The sequence below is a fragment of the Chitinophaga horti genome (assembly GCF_022867795.2).
Classification (GTDB): Bacteria; Bacteroidota; Bacteroidia; order Chitinophagales; family Chitinophagaceae; genus Chitinophaga; species Chitinophaga horti.
Window position 1 is genome coordinate 1335141 of the sequence record NZ_CP107006.1, and the last position, 20526, is coordinate 1355666.

General features: G+C 52.0%; 16 protein-coding genes. 11 read left to right on the forward strand and 5 right to left on the reverse strand.

Annotation, left to right across the window (positions count from 1 at the left end):
• The first annotated feature begins 150 nt into the window (after positions 1-150).
• From MKQ68_RS05545 to MKQ68_RS05560, 4 genes are all read left to right on the forward strand, one after another.
• The gene (locus MKQ68_RS05545; protein WP_264282427.1) at positions 151-891 is read left to right on the forward strand and encodes an ROK family protein; all 741 of its coding nucleotides are present in this window, start codon (positions 151-153) and stop codon (positions 889-891) included.
• 20 nt (positions 892-911) lie between these two features.
• Positions 912-2921, forward strand: a complete 2010-nt coding sequence (gene tkt / locus MKQ68_RS05550; protein ID WP_264282428.1) for a transketolase — start codon at positions 912-914, stop codon at positions 2919-2921.
• Between the two features lies 1 nt (position 2922).
• Entirely contained in the window at positions 2923-3531 is a 609-nt protein-coding gene (locus MKQ68_RS05555) for an HAD family hydrolase (protein ID WP_264282429.1), read from the forward strand.
• 63 nt (positions 3532-3594) lie between these two features.
• Positions 3595-6219: an MGH1-like glycoside hydrolase domain-containing protein gene (locus MKQ68_RS05560; RefSeq protein WP_264282430.1), complete on the forward strand. Its 2625-nt coding sequence runs from the start codon at positions 3595-3597 to the stop codon at positions 6217-6219.
• Positions 6220-6224: 5 nt separating this feature from the next.
• Here MKQ68_RS05560 and MKQ68_RS05565 read toward each other — a convergent pair whose 3' ends face one another.
• The gene (locus MKQ68_RS05565) at positions 6225-8048 is read right to left on the reverse strand and encodes a glycoside hydrolase family 127 protein (protein WP_264282431.1); all 1824 of its coding nucleotides are present in this window, start codon (positions 8046-8048) and stop codon (positions 6225-6227) included.
• A gap of 265 nt (positions 8049-8313) precedes the next feature.
• On the reverse strand, positions 8314-8703 hold the full coding sequence (gloA2, locus tag MKQ68_RS05570; RefSeq protein ID WP_264282432.1) for an SMU1112c/YaeR family gloxylase I-like metalloprotein: 390 nt from the start codon (positions 8701-8703) through the stop codon (positions 8314-8316).
• A 76-nt stretch (positions 8704-8779) separates the two neighbouring features.
• On the opposite strand from gloA2, the gene MKQ68_RS05575 reads away from it, so the two are divergent.
• Positions 8780-9259, forward strand: a complete 480-nt coding sequence (locus MKQ68_RS05575; protein WP_264282433.1) for a DinB family protein — start codon at positions 8780-8782, stop codon at positions 9257-9259.
• Positions 9260-9294: 35 nt separating this feature from the next.
• Here MKQ68_RS05575 and surE read toward each other — a convergent pair whose 3' ends face one another.
• Positions 9295-10041 carry a 5'/3'-nucleotidase SurE gene (gene surE, locus MKQ68_RS05580; protein ID WP_264282434.1) on the reverse strand — a complete coding sequence of 249 codons (747 nt, stop codon included), beginning with the start codon at positions 10039-10041 and terminating at the stop codon, positions 9295-9297.
• Positions 10042-10116: 75 nt separating this feature from the next.
• On the opposite strand from surE, the gene MKQ68_RS05585 reads away from it, so the two are divergent.
• From MKQ68_RS05585 to MKQ68_RS05595, 3 genes are all read left to right on the forward strand, one after another.
• A complete protein-coding gene (locus tag MKQ68_RS05585) occupies positions 10117-11031 on the forward strand; it encodes a diacylglycerol/lipid kinase family protein (RefSeq protein WP_264282435.1) in 915 nt (304 codons plus the stop codon).
• 207 nt (positions 11032-11238) lie between these two features.
• Complete coding sequence (locus MKQ68_RS05590) at positions 11239-12093, forward strand: DUF4349 domain-containing protein (protein WP_264282436.1); 855 nt, start codon at positions 11239-11241, stop codon at positions 12091-12093.
• A 197-nt stretch (positions 12094-12290) separates the two neighbouring features.
• Positions 12291-13430 (forward strand): putative sensor domain DACNV-containing protein, encoded by a 1140-nt coding sequence (locus MKQ68_RS05595; protein ID WP_264282437.1) that lies wholly within the window; start codon positions 12291-12293, stop codon positions 13428-13430.
• A gap of 17 nt (positions 13431-13447) precedes the next feature.
• On the opposite strand, the gene MKQ68_RS05600 is transcribed toward MKQ68_RS05595, so the two are convergent.
• Positions 13448-14173: an SDR family NAD(P)-dependent oxidoreductase gene (locus tag MKQ68_RS05600; protein ID WP_264282438.1), complete on the reverse strand. Its 726-nt coding sequence runs from the start codon at positions 14171-14173 to the stop codon at positions 13448-13450.
• 57 nt (positions 14174-14230) lie between these two features.
• On the opposite strand from MKQ68_RS05600, the gene MKQ68_RS05605 reads away from it, so the two are divergent.
• The 3 genes from MKQ68_RS05605 to MKQ68_RS05615 all read left to right on the forward strand — a co-directional run bounded on the left by MKQ68_RS05605 (position 14231) and on the right by MKQ68_RS05615 (position 19665).
• Positions 14231-15526 carry a S41 family peptidase gene (locus MKQ68_RS05605; RefSeq protein ID WP_264282439.1) on the forward strand — a complete coding sequence of 432 codons (1296 nt, stop codon included), beginning with the start codon at positions 14231-14233 and terminating at the stop codon, positions 15524-15526.
• A gap of 192 nt (positions 15527-15718) precedes the next feature.
• Complete coding sequence (locus MKQ68_RS05610) at positions 15719-17023, forward strand: S41 family peptidase (RefSeq protein ID WP_264282440.1); 1305 nt, start codon at positions 15719-15721, stop codon at positions 17021-17023.
• Between the two features lie 155 nt (positions 17024-17178).
• Positions 17179-19665, forward strand: coding sequence for a glycoside hydrolase family 95 protein (locus MKQ68_RS05615; protein ID WP_264282441.1), 2487 nt, complete (start codon positions 17179-17181; stop codon positions 19663-19665).
• Between the two features lie 211 nt (positions 19666-19876).
• On the opposite strand, the gene MKQ68_RS05620 is transcribed toward MKQ68_RS05615, so the two are convergent.
• The gene (locus MKQ68_RS05620; protein ID WP_264282442.1) at positions 19877-20521 is read right to left on the reverse strand and encodes an HAD-IA family hydrolase; all 645 of its coding nucleotides are present in this window, start codon (positions 20519-20521) and stop codon (positions 19877-19879) included.
• Between the last annotated feature and the right edge of the window lie 5 nt (positions 20522-20526).

Consider the following 20526-nt stretch of genomic DNA (forward strand, 5'->3'; position numbering starts at 1 on the left):
AACCCCGATAAAATGTACAACACAACCCTTCATTCGTAAGTTGTCCGCCGCTCCGCGGGCACGTAGCTTTACAGGCACCTGGGAGGCCGCCCAACAATCCGGCGGCGAAAACGTTATTCTTCCGGGCATCAAACGTTAATGATATTTCATATGAACCAGTCGCCTCTTGCCGGCAACATCCTTACTGTGGATATTGGCGGCTCGCACATCAAAGCTGCCATTATTGACCCGCATGGAGCTTTCGTGCAACCGTACGAAGCCGTTAAAACGCCTAAAAATCCCGACCCGGCGCGGGTAATCGATATCATCCGGGAACTGGTGAAAAACTTCCCGCCGTATGCAATGGTATCGGTAGGTTTCCCGGGGTTTGTGGACAAAGGTTTGGTAATTACAGCGCCTAACCTGGGTACAGACAAATGGTACGGCATGCACCTGCAACAACGCCTGGAAGAGTTGCTGGCCCGGCCGGTACAGGTACGGAACGACGCCGACCTGCTGGGATTAGGTCTTATCACCGGCAAAGGACTCGAAATGGTGATCACCCTTGGAACGGGATTTGGTACTGCTTTGTTCTCCAACGGAAACCTGCTGCCACACCTCGAAATAGGGCAGCATCCCATCTCTTCCAAACACACTTACGATACGTATGTTGGCGCCCGCGCACTGGAAAAAGAAGGAGCAGAGAAGTGGAACAAACGAATGAAAAAGGTCATATCTGTACTGCAAACGGTGTTCAACTACGATCACCTTTACATCAGCGGCGGCAGCGCAGAAAAGATTAACTTCAGTCTCGACGGAAACATTACGCTGGTATCGGCCAAAGACGGGCTGAAGGGCGGCGTAAAACTTTGGATGTCGGCAGAAAAGGAAGCCGTATTACAGGAACTTTAAAAAAAATAGCAGCACATATTATGGGATCTTACTCAGTAAACATTGCAGAACAGGCGATCAATACCGCTCGGCTGCTGGCCGTCGACGGCGTACAGGCGGCTAATTCAGGTCACCCGGGCATGCCGATGGGCGCAGCGCCGATGGCACATACGCTCTGGGGGCACTACATGCGTTACAATCCGCAAAATCCACATTGGGCCAACCGCGACAGGTTTGTACTGTCAGCCGGCCACGGCTCTATGTTGCAATACGCTTACCTGTACCTCACGGGCTATAACATCACCATCGATGACCTGAAAAAGTTCAGGCAGCTCGGCAGCAAAACCGCCGGTCACCCCGAATACGGGCTGCTCGACGGCATAGAAGTAACGACCGGTCCACTGGGACAGGGCTTCGTAAACGGCGTGGGCATGGCCATTGCACAAAAACACCAGGCAGCACGCTTTAACAAACCAGGCTTCGAACTGTTCAACTATCACATCTACGCCATTTGCAGCGATGGCGATATGATGGAGGGCATTACCTCCGAAGCGGCTTCGCTGGCAGGTCACCTGCAGCTAGGCAACATCATCTACTTTTATGATGATAACCATATTTCGATTGAAGGCGATACGGCGGTGACGTTTAGTGAAGACGTAACCAAACGCTTCCAGGCATACCATTGGCATGTACAGGAAGTGGCTGATGGCAATGATCTCGGCGCGTTGTCTGATGCAGTGCATAAAGCCTTGCAGGAAACGGACCGCCCATCACTCATCAAAGTACGCACGCATATTGGGTATGGCAGCCCGAATAAGGTAGATACGGCCGGTGTACACGGCTCTCCGCTCGGTGCCGATGAGATCAAACTGGTAAAACAACGCTTCGGCTTCGATCCGGAGGTTTCATTCGCCGTACCGGAAGATGTGTTTAACTACTACCGCGAAGCCGGCGACAAAGGCGCATTACTGGAAAAAGAATGGGATGCCCTGTTTACATCCTACAAAAAACAATATCCTGAACTGGCGGCTACTTATCTCGAAGAAAGTAAAGGCCAGCTGCCGGCAGAATGGACGCTGGACTTACCGGAATTTGAACCGGTGAAAGGCGGCATCGCTACCCGTAAGGCTTCCGGCAAAGTGCTGAACGCCATCGCTGCCGGTTTACCCGGACTGCTCGGAGGCTCGGCCGACTTGTCGCCCTCTACGGACACGCACCTGGACAAATACAGTTCTTTTGCCGCCAACGACCGCCTGGGCCGTAACTTCCATTTCGGCATCCGCGAACATGCGATGGGGGCTATACTGAACGGCATGGCGCTCACGCCGGGCACGATCCCGTACGGCGCCACGTTCCTCATCTTCTCAGAGTACATGCGTCCGCCGATAAGGCTGGCTGCCATCATGAAAATACGGCCCATCTTCGTGTTTACGCACGATAGCATTGGTTTGGGTGAAGACGGCACCACGCATCAACCTATAGAACAATTAATATCGTTACGTTCTATTCCAAACCTCCTCGTAATACGCCCTGCCGACGCAAACGAAACCGCGCAGGCATGGCGTGTGGCCATACAACATACTACCGGCCCGGTGGTGATCGTGCTCACGCGGCAAAACCTGCCGGTGTTAGACCAGCAGCGTTACACAAAGGCAACTTCGCTGGAAAAAGGCGCATATGTATTGTCAGAAGCGCATGCAACACCTGAACTGATTCTCATTGCCACCGGTTCGGAAGTGCAACTGGCCATACAGGCGCAGGAGAAGCTGAAAGAAGAAGGCATCGCGGCAAGGGTAGTGAGCATGCCATCGTGGGAGCTGTTCGAAAAGCAGGATGCGGCTTATAAGGAGTCCGTACTGCCAAAAAGTATTCGCCGCAGGGTATCCATAGAGGCCGGTTCCACACTGGGTTGGCTGAAATATACGACCGAAGACGGCGATGCGATGGGTATCGATACATTCGGCGAATCGGCACCGGCAGAGGCATTGTACAAACACTTTGGCTTAACAGTGGAGGAAGTAGTAAGGCGATCAAAAGCGTTAAAAAAATAACATGGATGCAACCAATGTAAAAGTACTTTTCCTGGATGTAGGCGGCGTATTGCTCACCAACGGATGGGGACATAAATCACGCGAGAAAGCGGCGCAGCTGTTCAACATCAGCTATGCAGAAATGAATACGCTGCACGATTTCATCTTCAACGTGTATGAGATCGGCCGTATTTCGCTGGACCAGTATCTTGACTTCACCGTGTTTAATCACCCGCGTGATTTCACGAAAGAGGATTTTAAAGCGTTTATGTATTCGCAGTCAGAAGCATTGCCCGATATGCTGCCATGGCTGCTGGAGTGGAAACGGTCGGGCTGCGCGTTCCGCATCATTTCCATCAATAACGAAGGAAAAGAACTGAACGATTACCGTATCAAAAAGTTTCGCCTTCACGATGTGTTCGACGCATTTATTTCCTCCTGCGAAGTAGGCATGCGTAAACCGGATCCGGGCATCTTTCAGCTGGCAATGGGCATTGCGCAGGTAAATCCCGATCAGTGTTATTATTTCGACGATCGTGTCATGCTGACAGAAACCGCGCGGGGACTGGGCATCAACGCATTTCATCATACGGACTTCAATACGTCTAAAAGTATCATCGAAAAATTGTAGCTTCATGGATGGTCGGGGAGCGGGTATAACGTTCCCCGGCTACACGAAGCTAAAACCGGTGATATGACAGCAGAAGCAACAAGATTAGCGCAGCATTACGATAAGAAAGAGAATTGGCTGAAGTGGGGACCGTACTTGTCGGAGCGGCAGTGGGGCACCGTGCGGGAGGATTATAGTCGCGACGGCAACGCCTGGGACTATTTGTCGCACGACATGGCACGCAGTAAGGCATATAAGTGGGGAGAAGACGGCATAGCCGGTATCAGCGACGATAAACAATTGCTTTGCCTGAGCCTCGCACTCTGGAACGGCAAAGATCCTATTCTGAAAGAACGCCTCTTTGGCCTCACAAACGGGGAAGGCAATCATGGCGAAGATGTTAAAGAACTTTATTATTATCTCGACAATGTTCCTACACATTCGTATCAGCAATACCTTTATAAGTATCCGCAGCAGCCTTACCCGTACAATTGGCTGGTGGAGGAAAACGGGCGGCGCGATAAGCGACACCCCGAGTTTGAACTGACCGATACCGGCATCTTTTCCGACGATAAATACTTCGACGTGTTTTCTGAATACGCGAAGGCCGGTACAGATGATATCTGCATTCGCTACACCGCGTATAACCGTGGAAGTGAGCCTGCTCCTTTACACCTCATTCCGCAACTCGTTTTCCGTAACACCTGGAGTGGCCAGATCATGGCGCAACAACCGCTGATCACCAATACCGGTGATGGCGTACTGTTGTTGCAAAGTGAAGGATTGGGTACTTACCGTTGTTACGTAGATGGTGCGCCGCAGTTGCTGTTCACCAATAACGAAACAAATCACCAACGTCTCAGTGGCAAACAAAATCACGTGCCTTATGTGAAAGATGCGTTCCATGAGTGTGTCGTGCAGCAACGTACGGAGGCCGTAAGCCCGGTACAGGAAGGTTCTAAAGCAGGCATCTGGTATCAGTTTGAAGTACCCGCCGGCGGCAGTGTGGAAGTGCGTTTGCGGCTTACGAATGCTACGCTCAAAAAGCCCTTCGCGACCTTTGAGCAGGTGTTTAATGATCGCAAAGCAGAAGCAGACGCCTTCTACGAAACAAAACACGCGGCAGCCAAAAGCGAAGATGAGAAGCGGATGCAGCGCCAGGCCTGGGCGGGTATGTTGTGGAACAAACAATTCTACGCATACAACGTAAACCAGTGGCTGCACGAAGATCCCGATCATACGCATTGCGACAACTACAAACGGAACGCCCGCAACAGCGAGTGGAAACACTTTGTAGCGGAAGATATTATCTCCATGCCCGACAAGTGGGAGTATCCCTGGTTTGCCGCCTGGGACCATGCCTTCCACGCATTAGCTTTTGCCACGATCGATCCCGATTTTGCGAAAGACCAGCTGGCGTTGCTGGTAAAGGTGCGGTATATGCACCCGAACGGACAGCTGCCTGCCTACGAATGGGATTTCAGTGACGTAAACCCGCCGGTACATGCCATGGCGGCCTATAAGGTGTTTAAAACAGACTGGGCGCAGAAAGGCAAGCCGGATTATGTGTTCCTCGAAAAGGTATTTCAGAAGCTGCTGATGAACTTCACCTGGTGGGTAAACCGCAAAGACAGCAACGGCAATAACATCTTCGAAGGCGGCTTCCTGGGGTTGGATAACATCGGCATCTTTAACCGCAGCGCGCCTGTGCCCGGTGGTGGCTATCTCGAACAGGCCGACGGCACCAGCTGGATGGCCATGTATTCACTGAATCTTACACAAATCGCGATAGAACTGAGCTTGTATAACCCGGTGTACAAATCGATGGTGATCAAGTTCTTCGAACACTTCCTGCACATTGCCGGCGCCATCACACACATGGGAGAGGAGTCTGAAGGTTTGTGGGATGATGTTGACGGCTTCTATTACGACGTGCTTCGCCGTCCCGATGGCAGCTGGGACAGGTTACGCCTGCGCTCCATCGTGGGCCTAATTCCCATGTTCGCCACGATATTGTTCGACACGCCTACCTGGGAAAAGTTGCCCGATGTAAAAGAAGAAATGGACCGCTTCGCCCGCCGCCGCCCCGACCTGGCAGCGCTGGTAAGCCGCTGGCGCGATGAAAAAGGCGATGAGCAACACTTGATGTCGCTGCTGCGTGGCCATCGCTTAAAGCTCCTGTTACGCCGTATGCTCGATCCGAACGAGTTCCTGTCTGACTACGGTATTCGCTCCTTGTCTAAAATATACCACGATAAACCTTTCGGTTACTGGCTGAACGGCGCCGACTACTCCGTACGCTACGCCCCCGGCGAAAGCGAGACGAACATGTTCGGCGGCAACAGCAACTGGCGCGGCCCGATATGGTTCCCGTTAAACTTCTTACTGGTAGATGCACTTTACAGTCTGCACGACTACTACACTGCCGATTTCCGGGTAGAGTATCCGACCGGCTCCGGCCAATATAGCTCCCTGGCGGAGATTGCTGCCTCACTTAGTGAGCGGCTGAAAAAGCCTTTCCTGGAAGATGCCAACGGCAGCCGTCCTGTATTCGGCGGCGATCCGTTGTATAACCGGCCGCATTTTAAAGACTACATCCTGTTTTATGAATACTTCAACGGCGACAACGGCAAGGGTCACGGTGCAAGCCACCAGACCGGCTGGACGGGCCTCGTGGCGGTGATGGACCCGTTGTGTAAGATCCATTAACGGGGCTACTCCGCCTTCGCAGGATCCACTAACACCGGCAGCCACACCCTGAACCGTGAGGCCTCGCTTTGCGTATTACCCGCCGATGCGTAGTCGCACAACGTGAGCGTAGTGGTGCCGGAACCGCCTTCCTTATAAGATTCCATTATAAATGGCGCTTTCAACTGTAGCCAGGTAGCGCCGCGTACGGGCGTCAGATCAACGTATCCCTGTTTATTGACTACAGGTGTTACCGGCATGCTGTTGTCCGGTCCGCCGAGGCGCGCATCGCGTGTGAGTACGATGGGGCCGCGGGTGATGGCAATATGGTGGTTTTGCCGGTGCAGGCGTCCACGCATATCGAGTGTAAGCTTCAATTGATCGCCAGGTTGCCACGTGCGGTCGATGCTGACGTATTCACCCGCTTTGATAGCCTGAACCGGCTCGCCGTTTACGGTGAGAGTGCTCTGGCTACTCCATGCAGGGATGCGCAGTTTGATAGGGAAACGTGTGGCTTTACGCGGCTTCACCGTAATCGTGATAGTGCTGTCGGCCGGGTAGGTCGTTTGTTGTGTGATAGTGGTGTTGTTTACTTCATAGCTGCCCGGCAGGTAAAAGTTGATGCGCGCACCGCTGCCTTCCGTCATGACCGCGGTGGAGGGCAGGGTAAACAATCCGCGCGGACCACTGGCCACACAGCAATTGATACCCATGTGGCATTGCTCACTGCCTTCCATTCGTAAGCCGGCTAAGGGTGTATACTTAGCCCAGTCGCTGCCGTCGGCGGACATAGCGCCTAATAATGCATTATAGAAACTGATCTCGATAGCATCCGCGTATTTGGCGTCGCCGGTGAGGCGTAACAGTTGTTGGCTTAGTTTGATCCAGGTGGCTGTTACACAAGTTTCCTGGTAATGTTTCATGGGCAGCGTTTGCCGCGCCGCGCCACCAAACCAGCACTCCATCGCCGATCCCGAGCCGGCAATGTTAATTTCCGTCTGTCGGATGTTTTCCCAGGTTAGTGCTACGGCCTGGCGGTATCGTGCGTTGCCGGTAATACGGTACAGCTCCAGCAATCCTTCGTAACATGACATCATCTCGTACGCCTTTTGTCCCTGGTCCCACCCAAACCATTTACCAGGCCCCGGCTGCGGCCAGCGTTGCGCTACGTTCACAGTGCTTTTGCCGATCAGCTGTGGGCCTTCGGGTTGTTCCCATTGTTGTACGATCGTCTCGGCGAAATCCAGGTACTTTTGTTGTTTGGTGCGTTGATATAATAAGACGATGGGTTCTAATACGGACGTAGCGGCCATACCACGATGGTTGCCTGCTTTTACGAGCAACATGTTCCGCTCCTGCAGCTCCTTCACCAGGTGGTCCGCGGCGCGACCGGCAGCATGCAGGGCGGCCTTATTGCCGGTGAGGTCGTACCAGGAGAGGAGCCCGAGCATACAGTACTTGCGTCCCCAAACATCCCACTGCTGCAGGTGTTTGTCGGGGGCATAGTTGCCGATGTAGCCGTCCGCGGACTGGCTTGCCAGTAAGCCTGCTACGGCTTTATCCAGCAGGGCTTTCAGCTTCGGTTCCGGGCGATAGCGATAGGCCAGCACGGCGGACGTAAACCATTTACCCCAAAACTCGCTCTGCCAGCAACGGTCTTCGTGCCGGTCGTTAAATGGCGCAATCAGTTTGTCAACGTCCTGGGCGAGGATGCGATGCTCGTAGGCAGCGTTCAGCCGTTCGGCAGGGTAACCTTCAAGGTGTTGCCTGTAAACCGGGGCCAGTACGTCCTTCGGTGCCTGCGCTTGTACAGCGCACGGGAATAATAGGATCAGGAGGAAGCGATGCATGAACGTGGATTTGTGGAGAGAGTAAGATAGGGAAAAATGCTTGGAAGCGAATACTAGCGCGAATGTTTGCTTCATTTCATTCACAATGACGATCAAGGTACGATCGTCTCCCCACCGTCATTGCGACCGCAGGGAAGCAAACTTCGTGTGTAGTCTCCGCGTCGCAGACATATGATGGCGTTGTTGGAGCGACTGTCGCCGACATCTGCTTCAGTCGCTTTCCGCTATCGCGGGCAAAAAAATACCGTGCGTTCGCACGGTACCCTTATTTTTCATAAATCTCCAACGGCAGCCCGTCAGGATCGGTAAAGAACGTAAACTTCTTTTTCGTGATCTCGTCCACGCGCACATCTTCTACCGGAACATGATGCTGGCGGAGCTTCTGGGCTTCGGCATCCACATCGTCTACCTCAAAAGCCAGGTGCCGTAAACCCTGTGCTTCAGGCCGCGATGGGCGAGGGGGAGGCGAGGGGAAGGTGAACAACTCGATCAGGTATTGGCCGTTCAGTGACAGGTCCAGCTTATACGACTGCCGCTCGAGCCGGTAAGTTTCCTTAATTACCTGGAAGCCCAAAACATCCGTATAGAAGGCTTTGGACCGCTCATAGTCGGAACAGATGATGGCAATATGGTGGACTTTATTCAGCTTCAACATAAACGGCTCATTGTATAAGTGGCCGCAAATCTAAAAAAATATTCTTTGCTGGCCGGATTATTGTGACAAATCGGCCATGACAAATAAAAAAACTGACGTGGTAACGGAGCTGGTTACGCTCATTAAAAAGGGCAATGCACACGTCCCTCTAACCGATGCAGTGGCGGATTTACCGGCAGAATTACGCGGTAAAAAAGTACGCGGACTACCGTATTCCATCTGGCAACTGGTCGATCACCTGCGTTTTACGCAATGGGACATAGTGGAGTTCAGCACCGCCGAAGGACATGAAAGCCCGGAGTGGCCCGCTGGCTATTGGTCGGAGCATATAACGGAGGTATCCGACGAATTATGGAACGGGGCCTTGCAGCAGATTGCCAAAGACCAGGAACGTTTCTTCAAACTATTGAAAGACAGGGCAGACGAGTTGCTGCAGCCATTCCCCTGGGGATCGGGACAGTCGTTGTTTCGCGAAGCAGTATTGATCGCCGACCACAATGCTTATCATGTGGGGGAGATCATCGTGCTGCGAAGATTGTTGGACGCATGGGAATAAGATAAGGGCTGACCATCACTGATCAGCCCTCGTTATTATTTCGTTTTCACTTGTTCTCCGTATTGTGCGAGTGCCTTGTTCAGCTCCTCTTCATGCGTAAGATCGAGTCGCAGCGGGGTCACAGACACAAAGTTGTTCTCCACCGCCCAACGGTCCGTGCCCTCTTCGGCCGGTTCCAGCGGGGTTACCGTGAACCAGTAGTGTTTACGGTTCATCGGGTCTACGCCGGGTACGATCGTGCCGTCGTACAGGCGTACCGACTGGCGGGTCCAGCGAATGCCTGTAGGCTCGGAGGGAAAGTTTACATTATAAAGACTGAGGCCAGGCTTGTTCAGCAACAGCTCCAATACTTCTACTACATAAGGTTCCAGCGCTTCGAAATCAGGCTCCGTTTTGCCAACAGGAGTACTGAGGGCGATGCCTTTGATACCCAGCAACACCGCCTGTTTAGCGGCAGCCAGCGTACCGGAGTGCCACATGCCGTTACCCAGGTTAGGGCCCATGTTGATACCGGATAACACCACGTCCGTTTTGGACAAATGGGTACCCAATGCCACACAGTCGGCGGGTGTACCGTTCACACGATAAGCCTCAATGCCTTCAAACTGGATAGGCGATTTCTTATAGGATAGCGGTCGGGAATGCGTTACTGCATGGCCCATAGAAGATTGCTCCACATCGGGGGCTACTACCTTTACTTCCCCGAAACGGGAAGCCGCCTTGGCCAGGGCCGCAATGCCCGGACTGTATATGCCGTCGTCGTTCGTGATAAGTATTTTCATACCCCAAACTCACCCAATACCATGCCATTGCTTTGGTACTCTTTTTGACCTGCTGAGTTACATATGCCTCAAAACATGAAAACAGTAAACCTCTTGCATAACCCCAAAGCCGGGGACAAAGAACACTCAGAAGATAAGCTGATCAAGCTGATCGAATCGAAAGGCTTTAAATGTATTTATTCCTCTGTAAAAGAAAAGGGCTGGAAAGATATTGATCCGGAAGTGGACTTCCTGATCGTAGCCGGCGGTGATGGCACCGTGAGGAAAGTAAGTGTGGCACTGCTCGAAAACGACCTGAAATACCCGATGGCGCTGCTGCCCAAAGGCACCGCGAATAATATTGGTAAGTCACTGGAGATCGCAGGCAAAGAGGCTGATATCATTGCTTCCTGGCATGAAGAGCATACACGTAAATTCGATGTAGGAAAGATCAGTGGATTGGACCGTCCCATGTACTTCCTGGAGGGTTTCGGCTTTGGTGTTTTCCCCAAATTGATGAATGATATGCGTGATGGGGCAGACAAAAAAGATGTGTCGCCGGAGGAGCGTATCGATAACGCATTACACGTGTTGCACGACATTATCGAGAACTATAAAGCCAAGAATTGCCAGATATTAATTGATGGCGTGGACCACTCCGGCAACTTTTTATTAGTGGAGGTAATGAACACGCCTTCGCTTGGCCCGAATCTTGATTTGAATCCTTTAGCGAACACAAATGATGGAGAATTTGAGGTAATACTGATCGCCGAAAGTGAACGTGAAAAGTTCGCTACCTATGTGTGGGATAAGCTGCGGGATGGCAATACACCTTTCAGCTTTTCCATCCTGAAGGCAAAAGAACTGACTATCACCTGGGAGGGCGTACATGCGCATGTAGATGATGAAGTCATTAAAGATATAAAAGGCGTTGTGTTCGAAATCAAAGTGAAAGATGGCGCCATACAATTTTATGTGCCCGAAAAACAGGCATCCATCAGTAACGAATAACCGTTTACACCACCACTGACACGAAAAGATGGGGCTGTCTCAAAAGTAATTTCTACCCGTTTTTATACGGGTACCTGATGGAGAAATTTTTCGTTTACGCGATTCTCATGACGATCAAACTACTTTTGAGACAGCCCCTTTTTTCATTTTAACATTTCTGATAGGTTACCTTTTTACGGCTTGCGCATAAAAGTAAAATCCCACTTTATGCGCAGAACCTTGTACTACTGGGCCATCGTGCCCACATGGCTGCTTATTGCCTGTAACGCAGCACCGCACCGTGCGGGCAACTTTGAAGGAGCCGCCGATACAACTTCGGTCAATCAACCGGCTGATATACTTTCACTCAAATCCCCCGAACGAAAACGCATGCGCACGGCCGATTTCCGCTGCCGTGTACAAGACATTCACCAAACCTCGGAGCGCGTAGAAAAGCTCGTTCGTTCCCTCGACGGCGTCGTGGAAGAAAGTACGCAACTCAACGAATATACGGCATCAAACGACGTTCGTTATTCCACAGATTCGCTCAAACGGGTACAGCTATATACTGCAACTTCCACTTTGAAGGTGCGTGTACCCGTTAAACACCTGGACTCCGTGATCTACACGCTTTCGTCACTGGCCGAGTTTATGGACTATCGCACACTGGCAGATACAGATGCCTCGCTGGCTTACATCTCCAATAACCTGCGGAACGCAGACGTAGCGCAAATCGGACCAACAAAGAATGATAAAGCGATCGATATGAACCAGGTAAACCGCGATGAAAAAGACCGGCAAATCGACCGCATGATCGCCAACATGCAGATCGATGAAAACGTGGCTTACGCTACGATCACCGTCGCCTTATTTCAACCCGAAAGAGCAGACGTAATCATGATGGCCGACCCCGCAACGTTGACGGAAGCGCCATTGATGCAAACGTTCCTCTACAAACTGTTGGCTGGCTGGAAGTTGCTGATGGTATTACTGCTTGGCCTGGTGGGATTGTGGCCGGTGTGGTTGATGATGGCAGTTGGGTATTGGGTGTACTACCGGATTATTCATCGGAAAACAGCATAAAGAAAAAGGCTGCATCAAATACGATGCAGCCTTTTTGCATTAGAATTAAAAGCTTACGGACCACGTAGTCGAATTCTGGAAAAAGATACATGTTGCCACAGCGAATCGGGCGCTTCCTTTTCCCGCGGATAAAGTATTAAATTTGCCGTAAGTGCGGGTGCAACCAACCGCACTTTATTACGAGTTATATGGAATTGATGAACGAATCGACATACCAGGCCGGGGCCAAAATTGCCGGAACAGTTGAAGATCACTTTTTAAAGCATATCGCCCTGGCGGCCGACAACGGGGAGGAAGACCTGGCCGCCGTACCCTCAGCAAAGATTATCGAAACGATGATCGACGTGGCCTTTTGGGCCAGTCTGCGCAAAGAGGAAGGCAATGAACCACGCATTTCTCTCGCCTTCCTGAAACCCTCGCAGGCCGGGCGGCCACTGATGTTTGAAAAGAAACTGCCGCTCTCGCCGAAGGTGCTGGTAAAACTGGCGCCAGGAGTAGAGAGGGCTGGTGTATACGTAGGCGTGTGGTACGAAGACGGAGAGCTGTACATCTGGGGCACCACCATCAAATTACCGAATTACTGTTTTGTACTGGACGTATCCGAGCCCGGACTGCTGGTCGTAAAACATCGTCGTATTATCGGTTTAGGTAAGTTTGCCAACGTGGCCGTTTTAAAAGGCGACCAGGTGAAACTGGTGGATGAAGCCAGTGCCTTATTGAACGATACCCCGGCCATGCTGGGCTCCCTGCTGGGGCACAATGCCTCTGCACTTTGGAATAATTCTGTAAACGTGTTGATCCAGATTGCCGTATCCATGCGTGCCCACAAGCACGGTGGCATCCTGCTGGTAACGCCCTATGGCACCGATACCTGGAAGGAGTCGATCGTGCATCCGTTGCAATACCAGGTCGCGCCGGCTTTCACGGGCGTGTCGGACTTGCTGCGGCAGGACAGTAATAAAGTAAGTGAGATTTACTGGCAGAACGCCTTACGCCGCGAGGTAGATAACATCACCGGTTTAACCGCCGTAGATGGGGCTACATTGATCAACGATCGCCATGAACTGCTGGCATTCGGCGCGAAGATCATGCGTGCAAGCCGCTCGGAACCAGTGGAGCAGGTCCTGTGGATGGAACCTGTGATAGGCGGGCATCCTTCGCTGATTCACCCATCAAGCATCGGCGGCACGAGGCACTTGTCGGCCGCACAGTTCGTGCATGACCAGAACGATTCCATCGCACTCGTTGCTTCGCAGGACGGGAACTTTACGATCTTCTCCTGGTCGGGGCAAACGCAGATGGTGCAGGCGCATAGGATCGATTCGCTGCTGTTGTAACATATTGAAAAGGGCACCTACGGCAACTTCGCCACCAGTCTTTCCGGCATGTATTTCAATGCCGTGTAAATCATCTTCCACTTCAACCCGGGAACGATGATGAACCCGCTGCCTGCATTCACCACCGCATTGGCGATGAACGACGGTTCCAGCATCAATGATTCCGGTAAACCCAGTCCGGCGGTCATTTTGCTGCGGATGTAACCGGCCACGATCACATTGACGGTGATGCGTCTTGGGAAAAGGTATTGGCGTAATCCCGCCAGGTATTGTGTAAAGGCAGATTTGGTACTACCGTAAATAAAGTTGCTTTTCCTGCCACGCACACCTGATAGGGACGATAGGCCGATGATCCTTTCCAGCCGGTCGTTTGTCTGGTCCATCGCAATCAGGTTGATAATCGATACGGCGCCTGCATAGTGCACCTGCATCATGCGGAAGCTGCCTTCCCAGTCGAGCAGCGCTTCTTCGTTATTTTTCAGATAACCTGCCGCGTACACGACGATGTGTGGTTTCTCCGGCAACTGCGTGTAGAAAGCGGCATGACTGCGGAAGTCGGCCGCATCGAAGTACAATACGGTCACCAGGCCCGGTTGTTTTACCTCCCGTTGAACGAATGAGTGCAGTTCGTCCGTACTGCGCGAGGCAGCGATGACGTGGTAACCCTTTTGGGTGTATTGCAGCAGGGCGGCCTTTGCCACATCGGAATTGGCGCCCAGGATGAGTACAGTTTTAGCAAGCATGCGTAAAGATAATAATTTGACTAAATACGCTTATCTTGCTCAGAACCCATTCATACCATGAAACGTTTAACCTGCCTCTTTTTACTACTCTCCGCTACAGCGACCTATGCACAGCAAAGTATACCCTTCACCCCCGAAATGAAAATCGGCGCACTGTTGTTCAACAGGGATTTCAAAGAAGCCGCTGCACTGGCAGATGAGACACGCGCCACAAAAACGACAGTAAGCGATGGTGACCTGGTCGTTTACGCCCGTGCCTATGCTGCCAACGCCGATACTGTGAAAGCCCTGGCTTGCCTGCACCAGGCGATTGACAAAGGCTTCTGGAAGATCAACGACGTGACTAAAACCGAGATCAATGATTTTTTGAAAGGCCCCCGGCTGGACAGTGCGCTGGATAAGATCCGCGAACGCACGCGTCCCTACCGCGATGGCACTGCCATACTCGACAAGTCAGAAAAGGAACTGATTACAAACATGGTGCGCAGGAACCTGCAGCAGATGTACGTGGATTCGGTAGCGGGCAAACTGATGGCGGACGAGATCGGACAGCTGGCCGATACAGGCTTCCTGTCTCGTATAAGTAACGCAAAAGTATTCATAGACACGCTCTCTGAATTTCTTCGCAAACGGTCGAACGATAAACATTTTAATGTAGGCATCAACGGTGATGTGAACGAGCATACCTCCAAGGATGTGCCCTGGACGTTGAACGATCGCAACTTCGGTTTTAGCCAGGCTGCGGTTTGGCCGGGCAATATTGGTTATATCCGGTGGGATGAACATGTGATGTTCGGCTACGAGGCCGCCCGTTACGCATTGAACTTCCTTCGTCACACCCGCGCTATTGTGATCGACCTCCGGCAGAATGGCGGCGGGGCGATCATCGCAAACAGTTACTTTTATTATCACCTTTTCGAGCCCGGAGACAAACGTCCTCACGACATGATGTGGCAGAAGGGACGGCACGACCGGAAGTGGCGAAGGGCCAGCAACTCGATCACGGTATCGAATGTCAAACTTTCTCTGACAGATAAACCCATCTACGTACTCACTTCCGGTAAAACTATGTCTGCTGCCGAACAGTTTGCCTTTACGCTGAAGGAGTTGAAAAGAGCAACCATCATTGGTGAAAACACGGCCGGTGCGGGCAACCTCGTAAGGCCGTGGTTCGAAGGTTATTATGTGATGATGGTACCCGTTTCCCGTTTCGCCACCAAAAAAGGAAAGACCGTCGAAGGCGTCGGCGTTGCACCAGACATTCCACTGCCCGCGACGAGCAGCGATGCGGAAGTGCTGGCAGCGGTAACGGCAGACCTGGATAACAGGACAAGATCGTCAGCTCGCCGCTGATCGTCAGCAACTACCGCGAAGATTACACATGATGGTTGCTTCACTTCGTTACCAATGACGGGGTGGAAGAGGCTACAGAAAACGATCCCAGTCTACAACACCGCTAACGTTTAGCACTACTTTTTGTTGAACGGTGCAGATAAACCGATGTTTATCCGCTATCTTGGCGGCCTATTTATCTCAAGACAAACCATGAAGAAAATAACCTGTCTCGCGTTTGCCGCGCTGTTATCGGCAACCGCTCTCCAGGCACAGCGCCGCAAGGGCACGATGCCTATCATCCCTGGCCATATTGAATCATTCTACGATCAGGGCAGGTACAAGGAAGCTGCCGCTGTCGCTGATGAACACCGCGCGCAAAAGGTCGCCACCACGGCATCGGAAATGTTCACTTATGCACGCGTATATGCCCGTACCGGTCAAAAGGCTAAAGCGATCGCCAGCCTGAACGAAGCCATCGACAAAGGTTTCCTCAACATTAACGATATTAAGAACGACGAAGCGTTGAAGAGCGCCTTAAGCGGCGCGCCATTGGATAGTGCGGTAAGTAAGGTGCGTAACACCGCCCGTCCTTATCTGAACGGCAGCGCAAAGCTAAGCCAGGCCGAAAAGGAGGAAGTGATTGCGTTGGTGCGTAAAGGTTTGAGAAATACTTATTTCGATACCACACTCGGTAAGTCCATGTCGCTCGACCTTAAGCGTATGCTGGACGGGGGCTTTTATTCGCAGATCGATTCTTCCGGCGCGTTCCTGCGCGAGGTGGTGAACTTCCTGCGGGCCAAAACGAACGATAAACACTTCTGGGTAGGACCTAATTATGGTGCCTTGTCGGAGCGGGTGCCTAACGTGAGCGCTACTACGCCAGGCGAAAGAAATTTTGGTTATAAAGAGATCGCTATTCGTCCGGGTAACATTGGTTACCTGCGTTGGGACGAATGTATTGCCGGTGAAGAGGCGTACAAAACTGCCCAGAATGCGCTGGGCTTCCTGCGTAACACCAGGGCCATTATCATCGATATCAGTCATAATGGCGGCGGTAACGGTAATGCATCTACTTTCCTGTACCATTACCTTTTTCCACCGCAGGACAAACGTTTTGAAACCTTGCTGATCAAGAAGTGCAGGGGCGAGGCCGACTGGCATCGCAGCGAACCGACGGTAACGCCGCTTCCGGGTGGACCGTTCCTGGGCGATAAACCGGTCTACATCCTCACTTCCGGCAATACGTTTTCTGCGGCAGAATACTTCGCTTTCGTTATGAAAGAGTTGAAACGCGCCACCATCATTGGCGAGAATACCGGTGGCGGTGGTAACCCGGTAAACATGCTGGCGGAGAAGAACTTTTCGATGTACATACCCGTGTGCCAGATCACGACCACCGAAGGTAAATCCCTGGAAGGCAAAGGCGTAGCACCGGATATTGTATTCAAAACCAAAGACTGGCAAAAAGAGATGCTGGAGGTCGTAACCGCAGATCTCAGGTCAAAAGGAAAATAACTTCGAAAGCCCCGTACATCACGGGGCTTTTTTGTCCATCTACTCACCTGCTATAAAATATCTAAAGACTAACGGGAAAATACCATCACTCACAGCCAATCCCGTGTTAGGATCGTACGTGTTGAAGAAGTAAATTGAGCTGCTAATCAACGCTTATGAGAACATTCCGCATACTGATGACCATATCGCTTGCCGTAACAGGCAGTACCGCCGTAAAAGCACAGTCACCATTGAGGCTTTGGTACGATAAACCGGCTTCTGAGTGGGTAGAAGCGCTGCCCATCGGCAACGGGAAGATCGGGGCCATGGTATTCGGAAGGGTGGAAGATGAGTTGCTGCAGCTGAACGAAAGCACGTTATGGAGTGGCGGCCCGCTGCGCAAATCGGTGAACCCGGAGGCTTTCTCCTACCTGCAGCCCATACGCGAAGCATTATTCAATGAGGACTATTCGAAGGCAGATCAGCTGACGCGTAAGATGCAAGGCCTGTACACCGAATCGTTCATGCCCCTGGGTGATCTGCAACTGCATCAATCCCTGAATGGTGCGACAGCAACTGCCTACAAACGCAGCCTGGACTTCGCCACGGCAACGGCCCTAACCACCTTTGAAGCAAACGGTATCAAATATACCCGCGAGATATTTACTTCCGCTCCCGATAATGTAATGATCATCAGGCTTACGGCGAGTAAACCTGCTGCGCTTTCGCTGGATGTAGCCGCCGGTAGTCAACTGCGCCATCGCATTACCTCCAACGGCAGCAATGAACTGGTCATGAGCGGTAAAGCACCTTCGCATGCAGATCCCAGTTATTATAACCCGAAAGACCGCGAACACGTGATCTACGAGGAGCCGGGTAGCTGCAATGGCATGCGTTACCAGGTGCGCGTACGCGCCGTTACGAAAGGTGGTAAAGTACTCACAGACACGCTGGGCGTTCATATCAGCAACGCATCTGAGGTACTGTTATACGTCGCGGCGGCCACCAGCTTCAACGGTTACGATAAATGCCCGGATTCGGAAGGGAAAGATGAAAAGGCCATTACGTTATCACTGGTGAAAGCTGCCGTACAGAAAGGTTATGCAACCATCGCGGCCGCACATAAGGCAGACTTTGCCAAATACTTCAACCGCGTAAAATTGCAGTTAGATGCGACTACTCCAGCCAGGGACATACCCTCCGATGAGCGCCTCAAAGCCTACACTGCTGGTGCCGTTGATCCGGAACTGGAATCGCTGTTCTTTCAATACGGCCGTTACCTGCTGATCTCCTGCTCACGCCCCGGTTCACCACCCGCTAACCTGCAAGGGATGTGGAACAAGGAACTACGGGCACCCTGGAGCTCTAACTACACTATCAACATCAATACACAAATGAATTACTGGCCCGCGGAGGTCACGAATCTCACAGAAATGCACGAGCCTTTACTTACCTGGCTCAAAGGCCTGTCTGTAGTAGGCGCCCGTGTAGCAAAGGATTTTTATCATGCAGATGGATGGGTGGCTAATCATAACTCCGACATCTGGTGCCAGGCCAATGCAGTAGGCGATATCGGCGGCGGTGATCCTACCTGGGCCAACTGGCCGATGGGCGGCAACTGGCTCACCAGGCATCTTTGGGAGCATTATGCGTATACGGGGGATAAAAAGTTCCTGGCGGAATATGCCTACCCGATCATTAAAGGTGCGGCGGAATTCAGCTCCTCCTGGCTGATCAAAGATAAAGATGGGCTACTCGTTACGGCACCCTCCACCACACCAGAGAATAAGTTCAAAGATAAAGACGGCAAAGGCCAGGGTGTTTCTATCGCCACCACGATGGATATGTCTATCATCCGCGATGTATTCAGCAACCTGAAAGAAGCCGCGCAGGTATTAAACCGCGACAAGGCCCTGGTAGCAAAGCTGGACACGCAGCTGCAACAACTATATCCGTTCAGGATCGGTCGTAAAGGGCAGTTGTTGGAATGGTATAAGGATTTTGAAGAAACAGAAACCGAGCATCGCCATGTGTCGCACTTATACGGCCTGCACCCGGGCTACCAGATCACAACAGCGCAGCCCGAATTACTCGCCGCTGCCCGTAAAACCCTGGAGCTGCGTGGCGACGCTGGTACCGGCTGGAGCAAAAGCTGGAAGATCAACTTTTGGGCACGCCTGCTCGATGGCGATCATGCTTACTTATTGTTACGCCAGCTGATGCGCTACATGCCGCCTACAGGCAACGGCGCCGGTGGGTTATATCCTAACTTCTTCGACGCGCATCCTCCATTCCAGATCGATGGTAACTTCGCCGGTACGGCCGGTATAGCGGAAATGCTCTTGCAAAGTCACCGCCAGCCATCACCGGGTGTTTATGAAGTACACCTGCTGCCCGCACTGCCCGCCGCCTGGAAGTCAGGCCGCGTGACTGGGCTAAAGGCACGTGGTAATATGACGATCGATATCACATGGAAGGATGGCAAAATCACCTCCGCACGCATCGTGAATAATGATGGAAAACCATTGGTAGTAAGGGCTGCCACGCCGCTTAAAGCGAATGTGAAATCCGAAAAGGTAACAGTGGAAGGCAATGATCACGCAATCGCGCTCACAGGCGTGAAAGGAGCCGTGTACCTGCTTCATCCCGGTCAATCCCGGTAAAGGCTGTCAAACACAATAATCACGCGCTCACAGGCGTGAAAGGAGCCGTGTACCTGCTTCATCCCGGTCAGTCCCGGTAAAGGCTGTCAAACACACCGATCACGCTGACAGGTGCGAAAGGTGCTATCTACCTGCTTCATCCCGAGCAGTCCCGGTAAATGCTTCGAAACATAACGATTACCCGAGAACAGGTGTGAAAGGAACAATGTACCTACTTCATCCCGATCAGTCCCGGTAAATCGAACATGCTGTAAAATACCTGTGCGCCTTCAGCCTTGAGGGCCACAGGATCGGAGTGTTTCGCGTAACCGAACACGGAAAATCCACCGGCAATACCAGCCTGCACACCGGCTTTACTATCTTCCACTACGATGCACTCTGCTGGTGCAAAGCCCATCTCTTTAGCGGCGTACAGGAAAATACCGGGATCAGGTTTCCAGCTATTGATGTCGTAGCCGCTGTAAATGCGGTCTGTAAAGAAAGGAAGCAGTCCTGTCAAACTTAAATTCAATTTGATCTTCTCTACCGGTCCGCTGGAAGCCACGCAGAACGGGACTTTCAAAGAAGTCAACAGTTCGCGGATGCCTTCTACGGGTAATACTTCTGACTGAAATACTTCGTACGACTGCTTACGGAACGACTGTTCAAAGTCGGTCGGGAACGGGGAGGCAGCCTGCGTTTGCAGTACGCTGAGCACATCTCTCAGCCGGCGGCCGCTAAATTCGCCCACGGCCTCTTCAAAGTCCATGGCTACGCCATATTCAGCGGTCATGTCGAGCAATACGCGGATGCCGATCGTTTCGCTATCGACCAACACGCCATCGCAATCAAAAATGAAACATGCGGGTTTGTTCATAAGTA